Genomic DNA, 12842 nt, shown 5'->3' on the forward strand with positions numbered 1-12842 from the left:
CCGGGCGTACCACCGGCCCGCGGCATGGCGTGGATCCCGGGCGGCACGTTCGCGATGGGCTCCACGGACTTCTACCCGGAGGAGCGCCCGGTCCGCGACGTCTCGATCGACGGCTTCTGGATGGACGTCGAGCCCGTCACCGTCTCGGCGTTCCGCCGCTTCGTCCGGGACACGGGGTACCAGACGGTGGCCGAGCGCGCCCTCGATCCCGCCCTCTACCCCGAGGTCGCGGCGTCCGCGCTCGTGCCCGGCTCGCTGGTCTTCCAGGGCACGCCGGGACCGGTCGACCTGCGAGACGTCCTCGCATGGTGGTCCTACGTCCCGGGCGCCCGCTGGGACCGGCCGGAGGGTCCGGGCAGCCACGTCTACACCCGCGGGCGGCATCCGGTCACGCACATCGCCTACGAGGACGCCGCGGCGTACGCCGGGTGGGCCGGCAAGGCGCTGCCCGGCGAGGCCGAGTGGGAGCGCGCGGCCCGCGGTGGCCTGGACGGCGCGCGCTTCGCGTGGGGCGACGAGCTCCTGCCCGGCGGACGCCATCTGGCCAACTGGTGGCAGGGCGAGTTCCCGTGGCAGAACCTGGAGCTCGACGGCTGGGCGCGCACCTCACCGGTCGGCAGCTTCCCGCCCAACGGCTTCGGCCTCCACGACACGTGCGGCAACACGTGGGAGTGGACGGTCGACGCCATCGCGGAGCCGCCGCCCGCCGAGCGGCCCGCCTGCTGCGGCCCACCGGCGCCGGAGCGCATCCCGCGCCGGGTGATCAAGGGCGGCTCGCATCTGTGCGCGCCGAGCTACTGCCTGCGCTTCCGCCCGGCCGCCCGGCAGTTCGAGGCCGTCGACACGTCCACGAGCCACCTGGGCTTCCGGTGCGTGGTGCGGTCCGCGCCTTTCATCCGGAACGGGTGACGTCAGCGGCGGCGGGCGCATCGATACTCGGCCTCGACCAACCCGACCGAACAGGAGCACCCCGTGAGCAGCCTCGTCGCCATCGCCTACCCCGACCTCGCCACGGCCCAGCAGGTGGCCGCCAACCTCGGCGAGGCGCGCAAGGCCCACCTCGTCGAGCTCGAGGATCTCGTCCTCGTCGAGCACCAGCCCGGCGGGAAGGTCAAGCTGCACCAGCCCTCGCTCGCCGGCACCGGCGCGGCGGGCGGCGCGATCTGGGGCGGCCTGATCGGCCTGCTCTTCCTCGCTCCGGTGCTCGGCATGGCGGTCGGCGCCGCCGCCGGCGGCGCAACCGGAGCGATGATGGACAGCGGCATCGACGACAAGTTCATGAAGGAGCTGGGTAGCAAGCTGCCGGCCGGGGGCGCCGCGCTCGTCGCGCTGGTCGGCGAGATGGTCACCGACCGGCTGCTCAGCGAGGTGCGCATCCCCGGCGAGGTCATCCAGACCTCCCTGGACGCCGAGTCCGAGGCCGCCCTGCGCGACGCGCTCGCCCGTCCGCGCCAGCCGGCGTGAGCGACATGCAGCACAACGGGCAGGAGCCCGCGTCCGAGTACCAGCCGGGGACCGAGTTCTCCGGCGTGGTCGGACGGACGACGGACGAGTCGACTCCCGCGTGGCCGGAGGTGCTCCGCGCGCGGGAGCGCACGCCGAACGTCCTGACCATCGTGCTCGACGACACCGGCTTCGGCCAGCTCGGCTGCTACGGCAGCCCGATCGCGACGCCGAACATCGACGCGGTGGCGGCGCAGGGTCTGCGCTACACGCGGATGCACACGACCGCGCTGTGCTCGCCGTCGCGGTCGTGCGTCCTGACCGGACGCAACCACCACTCCAACGCGACGGCGGCCATCAACGAGCTCGCCACCGGCTATCCCGGCTACAACGGGCAGATCCCGTTCGAGAACGGGTTCCTGCCCGAGATGCTCCAGCAGCACGGGTACAACACCTACATGGTCGGCAAGTACCACTTGTTGCCGTCGGAGTTCGAGTCAGCCGCCGGTCCGTTCGACCGCTGGCCGCTGGGGCGGGGGTTCGAGCGCTTCTACGGGTTCCTCGGCGGTGACACCAGCCAGTGGGCCCCGGATCTCGTGTACGACAACCACCAGATCGAGCCGCCGCGCACGCCCGAGGAGGGCTATCACCTGACCGAGGACCTCGTCGACCAGGCGATCGGGTTCATCGCCGACGCCAAGCAGGTCGCGCCGCACAAGCCCTTCTACCTGCACTTCTGCCCGGGCGCCACGCACGCACCCCATCACGTGGCCCAAGAGTGGGCCGACCGGTACCGGGGGCAGTTCGACGACGGCTGGGACGCCTACCGCGAGCGCGTGTTCGCCCGGCAGCAGGAGCTCGGGATCATGCCCGCCGGCACCGAGCTGTCGCGGCACGACCCCGACGTCCCGGATTGGCGCTCGCTTTCACCGGACGCCCGGCGGCTCGCGTCCCGCCTGATGGAGGTCTTCGCCGGCTTCCTCTCGCACACCGATCACCACATCGGCCGGCTGCTCGACTTCCTCCGGGAGGCCGGCGAGCTGGACAATACGATCGTGATGCTCGTGTCCGACAACGGTGCCAGCCCCGAGGGCGGCCCGACCGGCACCACGAACGAGCTGCAGTTCTTCAACAACGCGCCCGAGCCGCTGGAGGAGAGCGTCGAGGCGATCGACGAGCTCGGCGGCCCGACGACCTTCAACCACTACCCGTGGGGCTGGACGTGGGCGGGCAACACGCCGTTTCGCCGCTGGAAGCGCGAGACCTACCGCGGGGGGACGACCGACCCGTTCATCGTGCACTGGCCGGCCGGCATGACGAGCCGCGGCGAGATCCGCGACCACTACGCCCACATCATCGACATGGTCCCGACCATCCTCGACGCGCTCGGGATCGCGCCGCCGGCCACGATCAGAGGCGTGACGCAGTCGCCGATCCACGGTGTCAGCTTCGCCCACACCTTCGACGACGCGGCCGCGCCGACGCACCACCGGACGCAGTACTTCGAGATGTTCGGGCACCGCGCGATCGATCACGACGGCTGGCGGGCGGTCTGCCCGTGGCCGGGCCCGTCGTTCGCCGAGGCCGGTGGCGCCGCGTTCGGCACGCCGATCACGGCCGAGATGCTCGGCCGGCTCGACAGCGGCGGCTGGGAGCTGTACCGCGTCGCCGCGGATCCGGCCGAGACCCACGACGTGGCCGCCGACCATCGCGACAAGCTGATCGAGCTGATCTCGATCTGGTACGTGCAGGCCGGCAAGTACGACGTGCTGCCCATCGACGGCAGCGCCCTGCAGCGCGCGATGGTGCAACGCCCGCAGATCGCCGAGACGCGCGACCAGTACACCTTCCGGCCCGGCACCCAGACCGTGCCGTTCTTCGCCGGCCCGCGCGTCCTCAACCGCCCGCACGCCGTCACCGCCGACGCGACCATCCCCGTCGGGGGCGCCGAAGGCGTCCTGCTGGCCCAGGGCAGCGCGGTGGGCGGCTGGACGTTCTACGTCAAGGACGGCCGTCTGCACTACGTGCACAACTACGTCCGCCGGGCCATCCACCGCGTCTCCGCGCCCGACCCGATCCCGGAGGGCCGGCACGAGCTGCGCTTCGAGTTCGAGCCGACGGGGGCACCCGACATCCCCCACGGCAAGGGCGCGCCTGGACGAGCACAGCTCTACGTCGACGGCGACCTGGTGGCCGAGAGCGACATCCCGGTCACCATCCCCATCATCATCAACCCCGGCGGCCTGACCTGCGGCGCCGATCCGGGATCACCGGTCAGCCCGGACTACCGGTCGCCGTTCCGGTTCAGCGGCGAGCTCCACACCGTGACGGTCGACCTCAGCGGCAAGCTGATCGACGACCGCGAAAGCGAGCTGCGCATGGCCATGGCGCGCCAATAGGAGGCAGACGACGGGTGGCCCAGCCGTTCCGAACGCACCAGGCCGTCCGCGCGGCGATCGCCGCCCTGCTGCTCGCGCTGGCGGCGCTGTTGCTCGCCGCCGGGAGCGCGCGCGCCGCGACCGACCATGTGGTGATCACCGGCGGCGCCGTCGTCGGGGCGGGCCAGACCGCCGGCGACGTCGTCGTGCTCGACGGGCCCGTGAGCATCGCCGGCCACGCCACGGGCGACGTCGTGTCGGTCAGCGGGCCGATCCGGGTCACCGGGCAGGTCGACGGCGATCTGATCGCCGTGTCTGACCGAGCGGTCCTCGGGCCGTCGGCGCGCGTCGGCGGCGACCTGCGCTACGGCGACGAGCGCCCCGTGCTCGCGCCCGGTGCGAGCGTGGGCGGCACCGTCAGCAAGGAGGACTGGGCCGACACCGCCAACGGCTGGGGTTGGGTGAGCGCGATCGGGTGGTGGCTGGCGGTGTCGGTGTCGACGCTGATCGTCGGCGCCCTGCTGGCGTGGCTGGCGCCCGGCGAGCTCTACGCCGCCGAGCGGGCGCTGCGCGAGCACCTCGGCGCCGCCGTCGGGTGGGGCGTGGCGATCGCGATCGGCGTCCCGCTGCTGGCGATCCTGGCGCTCGCGACGCTCGTGGGCATCCCGTTCGGCATCGCGCTGCTGCTCGCCGCCGTCCCGGTGCTGCTCATCGCGTACGCGACGACCGCCTGGGTCGTCGGGCGCCGGGTGCTGCGCAACCGGTCCGCGTCGCCGTGGACCGCGCTGCTGGTCGGCTGGGCGATCCTGCGCGTGCTCGCCCTGATCCCCGTCGCAGGCGCCATCGTCGGGCTCGCGGCGACGGTCGTGGGACTCGGCGCGCTGGCCGTGGCGCTGTGGCAGGCGCGCCGTCCGGGCGCACCCGCGGCGAGGCCCGAGGTGCCGGCTGCGGGCCGTCCCGCCCCGGCCGCCTGAAGCCACGCTTCCCCGTGCCCGCGGCGCCCTCCGTGCGAGCTGGCCCTCGGCCCTGCGTCGTCGCGTCTCTTGGGTCAGCGCACGTGATGCCGTCGACCGGTGGCGAGGTCGAGGCACACGATGCAGCGTCGGCTGTCGCTGCCGTCGCTCGCGATCCGCGTGACGCGCGCCCCGCACAACGCTGCGCCTGGCGCGGCCTCCGCGATGTGCAGCAGTCGTGGTGTGCGCGTATCCAGGCCCTGTGGGATGTCGTGGAGGCGTGTGCTGCTCATGTCGTCCTGCGTTCGGCCGGAGGGTCGACTCGTCAACAGATGATGCGCCCTCGACGCTGCCCCGCAAGCTGGTCCGTCGAGCGGACTCGACTGACCCTGCGGCACGTCCCGTCACACCGGCCCGCCTCAGCGCCCGGGGCTCTCCGCGGCGACCGCGCCGAGCTCCAGGAGGGCGCGCCGCAACAGGGGCTCCGCATCGGCGCGTGCCGGCGCGATCGTGATCCGGTCGGCCATGAACTGGAGCTTGGCGCGCGCGTGCTCGGGGTCGATGCCGCGCCGGACCCACGCGACCGTGATGGACGTCAGCGTCTCGAGGAACGACAGCGAGTCGGCCGCCTGGAGCACGTCGGCCTCGTACCAGCCGCCTTCCTCGTGCACGAGGATGAGCCGTTCGACCTCCCCGACCAGCTCCGGCGCAGCGCCCTGCGCCTCCAGCCAGGCAACGGCGTGCTCGGCGCAGCGGTCCTGATGCCAGCGCAGGTACCCGGGGTCGTTCCAGTCGGCGGCCGGGTCCCAGGAGCTCGACGCGTCGGGGAACGCCCGCTCGACGTCGTGGAGCACGGCCGCGATGCGCAGTCCCTCGCTCGCGTCGGGATCGATCGTGACCACCCAGTCGCGCGCCCGCACGAGATGCAGGGCATGGGGATGGATCTCCTCGATCCAGCGCTGAGCCCGGTCCTCCAACTCGCTCATGCCGTCACCGGGCGTGCCTGGAGGATGTAGAGCTGGCCGTCGCTGACGGCCCATTCGACGTCCTGCGGGCCTCCGAGCGAGCTCTGCAGCGCGCACCCGATCCCGGCCAGCTGGGCGAGCGTCGCGTCGTCGAGCTTGCGCCGTCCACCCTCCTGCGGCGTCAGCGGATGCTCCTCGGTGCCGCCGCCGGGCAGGGCGCGAATCATGAAGGGCTGGACGGCGACCGTCTCACGGGCGACGCGCCCGTCGCGCTTGAGCAGGTAGTGATCCGGGGTCACCTCACCGGAGACGACCGCCTCGCCCAGGCCCAGCACGGCCTCGACCAGGATGCGGTCCTTGCGCCCATGCACCGGTTCGACGGTGAACATGACCCCGGCGACGTCGGCCGACACCAGCGCCTGCACGACGACGGCCATGCCCAGGTCCTCCAGCGACCCCTTGCGGGCACGGTAGAACAGCGCGCGCTCGGTGAAGAACGAGGCCCAGCAGTCGCGAATGCGCTGCAGGACCTGCTCGCCGCCGCGCACGTTGAGATAGGTCTCCTGCTGGCCGGCGAAGCTCGCCGCGTCGGAGTCCTCGCTCGCGGCGCTGGAGCGGACGGCCACCGGCGCGTCGTCGCCGAGCTCGGCATAGCGCGCGCACACGTCCAGGCGCATCCGCTCCGGGATCTCCAGCCCGGCGACGATCTGCTGGGCCGTCGCCGCGCACGCGGCCAGCCGCGCCTCGTCCTGCGCGTCGGCGATCGCCGCCCTCAGCGCGACCGCACGATCGCCGAGCGCCTCCTCCAGCGCGTCGCAGCAGACGACGAACCCTGCAGGGACGGGCAGCCCCATCGCCGCGAGGCGCGCGAGCGACGCGCCCTTGCCGCCGGCCTCCTGCACGTCGGTGCAGTGCTCCTCGGCGAACGCGAGAACCTGCATCAGCTACCTCCACCTCCACCGGCGGGGCCGGGTCCGGATGACGAGCAATGGTCCTTGGATCACGATGTAGGGCGAGCGTCGCGCGCCGCGGCGCACGGTCAGCGCCTTGAGCAGCGCGAGCAGCAGGCCGAGCCCGGCCAGCGCCGGCACGGCGCGCTTGAGCAGCGCGTCACGGCTCGCCGCGGTCAGATCGAGCACGTCGTCGGCCGCCGCCGAGGGCGGTGCGGACGCGCGTGCGGGATCGCCCTCGTCGGCCCCGATCGACGGAGTCGCACGCGCTGTCGGGTTCTGGAGCTCGGCCGCCAGCCGCGACGCGAACTCGGCCAGCAGCTTCTCGCTGACGTCGTTGACGACGCCGCGCCCGAACTGCGCAGCCGTGCCGGCGAGCTTCATCTCGGTCTGGACCGACACGCGCGTCCCGCCGGCCGCGGGCGCCAGCGTGGAGGTGATCGTCGCCGCCGCCGCACCCTGACCGCGGGTGTCTCGCGCCGACGCCTGGATCACCGCCCGGCGGGCGGTCGCGTCGGCCTCGGCGACGCGGAGCGTGCCCTTGAACGTGCTGGTGACCGGACCGAGCTTGATGCGCATCGACCCGCCGTACTCGCCGTCGCCGCGGTTCTCGTCGATGCTCGCCCCGGGCAGGCACGGTGCGATCCGCTCGACGTCGAGCAGCGCCGCCCAGACGTCGTCGAGGCCCACCGGCACCTCGAAGACGCTGTCGATCAGCACGGCGCACGCTCCTCGAGCGGGCCGTAGGTGTCGTAGAACCGGCGCTCGCGGGACTCCAGCAGCGGGATCGCCGTCCCGTGGCCCAGCCGCTCGAAGTGCTCCGACGCCCCGTGCGCCTCGTAGCCGGCGCGGTCGGCGTACACCTCGTAGAAGAAGAAGACCCGCGGGTCGTCGACGTCCCGGTTGGCCTGGTAGAACAGGTTGCCCGGCTCTGCGCGGCTCGGCTGCACCAGCCCGAGGATCGCCTCCTCGACCTCCCGCTCGTGTCCCTCCTTGACGGTCCACCTGGCGGTCACGACAAAGGCCATCGACTACTGCTCCTTGCTCGAACGGGACGTGATCTGCTGCGCGGCGAGGTCGACGGCGTCGAGGATCCGGCCGTAGCAGCCGCAGCGACAGAGGTTCCCGCCCAGGGCCGCCGCCGCCTCGTCCCGATCGATCGCCGCGTCGTCGGCGAGCATCGCCTTGACGGTGAGCACCATGCCCGGGGTGCACCATCCGCACTGGAACGCGTGGGCCTCCGTGAAGGCGGCCAGCACGGGGTCCTCGCTCGGCAGGCCGTCGACGGTGGTGACGCTCCGGCCCTCGACCTGCACGGTCAGCATCAGGCAGCCCGACGCCGGCTCGCCGTCGACGAGCACCGTGCACGCGCCGCAGACGCCGATCCCGCAGGTCTGCCGCACGCTGAGGCGGCCGAGATCGCGCAGCGCCTCGGCCAGCATCTGGTCGGCGGCCACCTCGACCTCGACCGGCGCGTCGTCCAGGACGAAGCCCACCCTCATGACTCGCGCGCCCCCAGCGCGGCGTCGACCGGCCCGGCCGCGCGCCGGTCGATCGCCGCCAGCACCCGCTCGGGGGTCATCGGAAGGTCGTGCAGCTCGATGCCCAGGCTCGCCAGCGCGTTGCCGATGGCCGGCGGGACCGGCGGCAGCGCCGTCTCGCCGAGGCCGTGGATGGGAGCGCCGGCGCGCTCCACCAGCTCGTGGGTGCAGGCGCGCACGTCCGCGGCGGTCGGGATGTTGTAGTCCGACAGGTTGGCGTTGGTCACCTGCCCGTGGCTGAAGTCGATGGCCTCGAACAGGGCGGTTCCCAACCCCATGAACATGGCGCCCTCGTTCTGCAGGTCGGCGCCCGGAGCGTTGACGACCCTCCCGGCGTAGACCGGGCAGTGCAGGCGCTCGAGCGCCACGACGCCGGTCTCCTCGTCGACGCTCAACTGCGCCGCCGCCGCCGCCTGATGCCAGTGGCTGGAGGCGATGCCCTGCCCCGTGTCGGGATCCAGGCCACCGGGCTCGGAGATCTCGCCGTACCCCCGGCGGCCGTCCTCCAGCAGGGCGGCACACGCCACCACGAGGGCCCGGCCCATCATGGCCGTCGAGCGGCTGGAGGTCGTCCGGGTGTCGAACGGGACCCGATCGGTGTCCGGATCGGGCACGCGGATCTGCTCGGCCCGGCAGCCCAGCTGCTCGGCCGCCAGCAGCTGCAGCGTGCGCCGCGAGCCCTGGCCGATCTCGGTCGTCGCGCACCGGACGACGTAGCGATCCTCGCCCTCGCGCTCGACGGCGATGGCCGCACGCGACGGCGTCTGCATACCCTTCATGATCAATGAGAGACCCTTGCCTCTCGGGTCCGCCTCGTAGTCGACGGCGGTCGCCGCGCGCTCCAGCAGCTCGGCGAAGCACGTGTCGTGCATCGTCTCCCCCGTCGGGTAGATGTCGCCGTCGCGCAGCAGGTTGCGCCGCCGCAGGTCCAGCGGGCTCATGCGCAGCTTGGCGGCGAGCATGTCCATCGTGCGCTCCGACGCCCAGATCGACTGCATCGCGCCGTAGCCGCGATAGGCGCCGTTGGGCGGCGTGTTGGTGTAGACCGCGTAGGCGTCGACCCAGCAGTGCGGGAGCCGGTAGGGCCCCGGAGCGGCGAAGCCCATCTTCTGCGCGACGCCGGGACCGCAGTCGGCGTAGGCGCCGGTGTCGGCCCAGCACGTGACGGCCTTTGCCACGAGGTCGCCCTGAGCCGTCGCACCGAGGCGCACCTGGACGGTCGAGGGGTGGCGGTTGAGCGTCACGAACTCCTCGGCGCGATCGAGCACCAACTTGATCGGCCGCCCGGTCTTGCGGGCCAGCGCCGCGACGATCGCCTCGATCCTGGTGAACGTCTTGGCCCCGAAGGAGCCGCCCATCGGCGGGACGACGACGCGGACGTCCTCCTCGTCCATGCCGAACAGCGCCGCCAGCTCCATCCGCAGGTTGAACGGCGTCTGGGTGCCGGTGACGATCTCCAGCCGGCCGTCGTCGGTGAAGCGCCCGACGGTGGCGTGGGGCTCCATCGCCGCATGGGCCGCCGACGGCGTGCGGAACGTCCCCTCGACGACCACGGCGGCGCCCGCGAACCCGGCGTCGACGTCGCCGTGGCGGATCCGGAAGCGGTGGCAGATGTTCGTGCCGCGCACCGGTCGGATCCCGAAGTACGCCGCCTCGTTGTCGGAGACCGACAGCGATTCGTGCAGCAGCGGCGCGTCCTCGCGCGTGGCCTCCAGGGCGTCGAACACGCCGGGCAGCTCGTCGATGTCGACCACCACCGCCCGGGCCGCGGCGCGCGCGGCCGCCGGGGTGGGAGCGGCGACGGCCGCGACCACGTCGCCCGCGAAGCGCACGCGGTCGCCGGCCAGGACGCGCTGATCGGCGATCTGGCAGCCGTAGAGCGGCAGGTCTGCGACGTCCTGCGCCAGCAGCACCGCGGTGCCGGCACCGACCGCGGAGGTGTCGATCGCCCGCACGACGCCGTGGGCGACCGTCGAGCGGACCAGCGCGGCATGGAGCTGGCCGGGCATGTCGGCGTCGACGCTGTAGCGCTGGGCGCCGGTGGCGCGCGGGTCCGGGGTCATGCGGCGAGCGCCTCCAGCGCTCGACGGACCTCGACCGCGCAGATCCGGCGACGGTAGGCCGCCGAGCCGCGGACGTCGCTGATCGGCTCCAGCCGCGCCGCGTACGCCGCGGCGAGCTCCCGCCGCTGCCCCGCGTCGCGCAGGCCGTCGGCGTCCAGGAGGCACAGGTCGTCGAAGCGCTGCGGCCGCTCGGCCACGGCGCCGACGACGACCCCGAGGCCGCCGTCGCCGTGGACTGCCGCGACCGTCACGCACGGACGGTCCTCCGAGGATCGCGAGAGGAACTTGCGATAGACCGCGTGCGCCGGCGCCGGTGGCACGCGAACCTCCACGAGCAGCTCGTCGGGCGCGATGCACGTCGTGTAGTACCCGAGGATCAGCTGCTCCATCGAGACCGAGCGGTCGCCGCGGGCGCCGCGAAGCACCGCGCGCGCGCCGAGGGCCGACATCGCCGCCGGCGGGTCCGACGCGTAGTCCGCGTCGGCCAGGACCCCGCCGACCGTCGCCACGGCGCGCACCCGGGGGCTCGCCACGACCGAGAACGCCCGGGCCAGCATGGGCCAGCCCGCACGGATCTCCGGATGCCGCTCGATCTCCAGGTGGGTGACCATCGCGCCGAGCCGCAGCTCGCCGTCGACGATCGCGACGCCGCGCAGCTCCGCGACGCGACCGAGCGACAGCAGGGCCGGCGGCGCGATGAGGCCCTGGTTCATCAGGATGCCGAGGAACGTGCCGCCGGCGTGCACGGTCAGCTCGTCACCGTGCACCTCGCGCAGGAGCAGCGCCTCCTCGAGGTCTGCGGGGGCGTGCCACCTCACGTGAGCAGCTCGACCACCCCGGTGCCGCCGTTGACGCGGACGCGGTCGCCGGTCTTGATCCGCGCTCCGGCGTCGTTGGTGCCGACCACGGCCGGGATGCCGAACTCACGCGCGACGACGGCCGGATGCGACGAGGTGCCCCCCGCCTCGGTGACGAGCCCGCCGATCTTGGTGAACAGCACGACCCACGCGGGGTTGGTCATGCGGCACACCAGGATCTCCCCGGCGCGCACCTGGTCGAACTCGTCGGAGGAGGAGACCCAGCGCGCCGTGCCCTCGATCACCCCGGGCGACGCGCCGAGCCCGCGGACCTCGCCGACCGTCTGCACCGGGCCGGCGTGGAACCGATCGGGGAAGCCCCAGTTCGTCCAGTACGGGAAGGCCAGCGCCGCCTCGGTCGCGGTGCCGACCCAGGCGGGCGGCCGCACCTGCTCGGAGTCCTCGATCTCGTCGCGGCGATCGGAGACCAGCTCCTTGACGTCGCCCAGGGCCGCGGGATCGGCCATGAGCATGCGCAGCTCCTGGTAGCGCAGGTACGCGACGTCCTCGCGGTCGTCGAGCACCTCTGCGCCGGCGAGCTTGTCGCCGATGGCCATCAGCACCAGCCGCAGGCGCGCGTTGGTGCCCTGGTCGATGTAGAAGTGATGGTCGGGCGTCAGCGGGTTCATGCCGAGCGAGAGCTCCAGCGCCCGCGCCACGCGCGCACGCGGCTCGCCCTCCAGGGGCCCGAGCAGCTCGGCCTGGGCCGCCCGGAGGTCGTCCTTGACCGCCTTCAGGCTGGCCGGGAAGTCGTAGTCGCTGGCCACGTAGCCGCGGATCGCCTCGAGGATCGGCGCGGGATCCTCGACCCACAGCCGGAAGCGCACCTCGTGCGACCAGATCGACTTGTAGCCGAAGGTCTTCTGATGCGGCGCGATCCGCTCGTCGACGAGCCGCCGGCCACGGTCGGTCTCCCCCAGCGCGCGCCACACGTCAGCGGCCGAGCTGCGCGTGAACGCCGCGGCCAGCTCGGGGTCGGCCTTGACCTCGCCCTTGATCTCCCACAGATCCCGGACCGCGTCCCAGTTGCGGTCCTGCACGGAGCTCTGCAGGCGGCCCAGCAGCTCGGCGTCGACCTCCCCGCAGACCTCCTTGACCGTCGCCTCGAGCCCGGAGCGCGCGGAGAACTCGGCGAAGTTCAGCAGCCAGTGGATCTTCCAATGGCGATCGTGGATCTCGATCGCGTCCTCCAGGAGGACGGCCAGCTCGACCAGCGAGGCCGCGCCGGTGTCGGTGCCGTCGAGGCGGGCGAAGTTGCGATCCATCTCGGGGATGAACCGGTCGCGCCACCACCCCATGAAGTTCTCGGCGTAGTAGGGCAGCGTCCAATCGAGGTACGGGCCGATCTTGGCGGCGTAGTCCGGCGCGAGCGGGACGCGGGGCGCGTAGCGGTTTCCGTACTCCTCGGCCTCGGGGCGCGCGCCGGGCGTGGCCGGGATCGCCGCGGTGTAGACGTAGCCGTTGATCCGCTTGGCGACCCAGTCGGCGGCGAACGGCGTCCCGAACCGGCGGAACATGTGGTCGCAGGTCAGCCACCAGCCGCCGATGTCGAAGAACATCGGCGAGACCGGGTTCGGGCAGTGCAGGTCGTCCAGCACCCAGAACAGCTCGCGCTCACCGTCGCGCCACTCGATGGGGAACGACTCGTCGCCGTGGAACGCACCCAGCACCTCAGGGCTCGTAGCAGCCATC

General features: G+C 72.9%; 13 protein-coding genes. 4 read left to right on the forward strand and 9 right to left on the reverse strand.

Features of this window, described 5'->3' with window-relative positions:
• Positions 1 to 24: 24 nt before the first annotated feature.
• The 4 genes from VK501_RS27470 (at position 25) to VK501_RS27485 (ending at position 4795) form a co-directional block, all read left to right on the forward strand.
• Positions 25 to 909, forward strand: coding sequence for a formylglycine-generating enzyme family protein (locus VK501_RS27470; protein ID WP_324343243.1), 885 nt, complete (start codon positions 25 to 27; stop codon positions 907 to 909).
• A gap of 63 nt (positions 910 to 972) precedes the next feature.
• The gene (locus VK501_RS27475; protein WP_324343244.1) at positions 973 to 1464 is read left to right on the forward strand and encodes a DUF1269 domain-containing protein; all 492 of its coding nucleotides are present in this window, start codon (positions 973 to 975) and stop codon (positions 1462 to 1464) included.
• Positions 1465 to 1469: 5 nt separating this feature from the next.
• Positions 1470 to 3842, forward strand: coding sequence for an arylsulfatase (locus VK501_RS27480; protein ID WP_324343316.1), 2373 nt, complete (start codon positions 1470 to 1472; stop codon positions 3840 to 3842).
• Between the two features lie 14 nt (positions 3843 to 3856).
• The gene (locus tag VK501_RS27485; protein WP_324343245.1) at positions 3857 to 4795 is read left to right on the forward strand and encodes a polymer-forming cytoskeletal protein; all 939 of its coding nucleotides are present in this window, start codon (positions 3857 to 3859) and stop codon (positions 4793 to 4795) included.
• A 74-nt stretch (positions 4796 to 4869) separates the two neighbouring features.
• Here the strand turns inward: VK501_RS27485 and VK501_RS27490 are convergent, their stop codons facing one another.
• The 9 genes from VK501_RS27490 to VK501_RS27530 all read right to left on the reverse strand — a co-directional run bounded on the left by VK501_RS27490 (position 4870) and on the right by VK501_RS27530 (position 12841).
• Positions 4870 to 5067: a hypothetical protein gene (locus VK501_RS27490; RefSeq protein WP_324343246.1), complete on the reverse strand. Its 198-nt coding sequence runs from the start codon at positions 5065 to 5067 to the stop codon at positions 4870 to 4872.
• Positions 5068 to 5193: 126 nt separating this feature from the next.
• Complete coding sequence (locus VK501_RS27495; RefSeq protein WP_324343247.1) at positions 5194 to 5760, reverse strand: hypothetical protein; 567 nt, start codon at positions 5758 to 5760, stop codon at positions 5194 to 5196.
• On the reverse strand, positions 5757 to 6680 hold the full coding sequence (locus tag VK501_RS27500) for a PEP/pyruvate-binding domain-containing protein (protein ID WP_324343248.1): 924 nt from the start codon (positions 6678 to 6680) through the stop codon (positions 5757 to 5759). Before VK501_RS27500 ends, VK501_RS27495 begins: the two co-directional genes overlap by 4 nt.
• Before the next feature lie 3 nt (positions 6681 to 6683).
• Positions 6684 to 7409 carry an SRPBCC family protein gene (locus tag VK501_RS27505; RefSeq protein ID WP_324343249.1) on the reverse strand — a complete coding sequence of 242 codons (726 nt, stop codon included), beginning with the start codon at positions 7407 to 7409 and terminating at the stop codon, positions 6684 to 6686.
• Entirely contained in the window at positions 7403 to 7717 is a 315-nt protein-coding gene (locus tag VK501_RS27510; RefSeq protein ID WP_324343250.1) for a putative quinol monooxygenase, read from the reverse strand. Before VK501_RS27510 ends, VK501_RS27505 begins: the two co-directional genes overlap by 7 nt.
• 3 nt (positions 7718 to 7720) lie before the next feature.
• Positions 7721 to 8191: a (2Fe-2S)-binding protein gene (locus VK501_RS27515; protein WP_324343251.1), complete on the reverse strand. Its 471-nt coding sequence runs from the start codon at positions 8189 to 8191 to the stop codon at positions 7721 to 7723.
• Entirely contained in the window at positions 8188 to 10293 is a 2106-nt protein-coding gene (locus tag VK501_RS27520; RefSeq protein WP_324343252.1) for a xanthine dehydrogenase family protein molybdopterin-binding subunit, read from the reverse strand. The genes VK501_RS27515 and VK501_RS27520 overlap by 4 nt, the downstream gene beginning before the upstream one ends.
• Positions 10290 to 11111 carry an FAD binding domain-containing protein gene (locus tag VK501_RS27525; RefSeq protein WP_324343253.1) on the reverse strand — a complete coding sequence of 274 codons (822 nt, stop codon included), beginning with the start codon at positions 11109 to 11111 and terminating at the stop codon, positions 10290 to 10292. Before VK501_RS27525 ends, VK501_RS27520 begins: the two co-directional genes overlap by 4 nt.
• Entirely contained in the window at positions 11108 to 12841 is a 1734-nt protein-coding gene (locus VK501_RS27530) for a PEP-utilizing enzyme (protein ID WP_324343254.1), read from the reverse strand. The genes VK501_RS27525 and VK501_RS27530 overlap by 4 nt, the downstream gene beginning before the upstream one ends.
• Position 12842 lies beyond the last annotated feature (1 nt).

Origin of the sequence: Baekduia sp. (genome assembly GCF_035318805.1) — a bacterium.
Lineage (GTDB): Bacteria > Actinomycetota > Thermoleophilia > Solirubrobacterales > Solirubrobacteraceae > Baekduia.

Bases quoted from the DNA above. Each gene is read 5' to 3' on its own strand.
- VK501_RS27470 (WP_324343243.1), top strand. From the start codon at position 25: ATGGCGTGGATCCCGGGCGGCACGTTCGCGATGGGCTCCACGGACTTC.
- VK501_RS27480 (WP_324343316.1), top strand. From the start codon at position 1,470: ATGCAGCACAACGGGCAGGAGCCCGCGTCCGAGTACCAGCCGGGGACC.
- VK501_RS27490 (WP_324343246.1), bottom strand. From the start codon at position 5,067: ATGAGCAGCACACGCCTCCACGACATCCCACAGGGCCTGGATACGCGC.
- VK501_RS27495 (WP_324343247.1), bottom strand. From the start codon at position 5,760: ATGAGCGAGTTGGAGGACCGGGCTCAGCGCTGGATCGAGGAGATCCAT.
- VK501_RS27500 (WP_324343248.1), bottom strand. From the start codon at position 6,680: ATGCAGGTTCTCGCGTTCGCCGAGGAGCACTGCACCGACGTGCAGGAG.
- VK501_RS27510 (WP_324343250.1), bottom strand. From the start codon at position 7,717: ATGGCCTTTGTCGTGACCGCCAGGTGGACCGTCAAGGAGGGACACGAG.
- VK501_RS27515 (WP_324343251.1), bottom strand. From the start codon at position 8,191: ATGAGGGTGGGCTTCGTCCTGGACGACGCGCCGGTCGAGGTCGAGGTG.
- VK501_RS27520 (WP_324343252.1), bottom strand. From the start codon at position 10,293: ATGACCCCGGACCCGCGCGCCACCGGCGCCCAGCGCTACAGCGTCGAC.
- VK501_RS27530 (WP_324343254.1), bottom strand. From the start codon at position 12,841: ATGGCTGCTACGAGCCCTGAGGTGCTGGGTGCGTTCCACGGCGACGAG.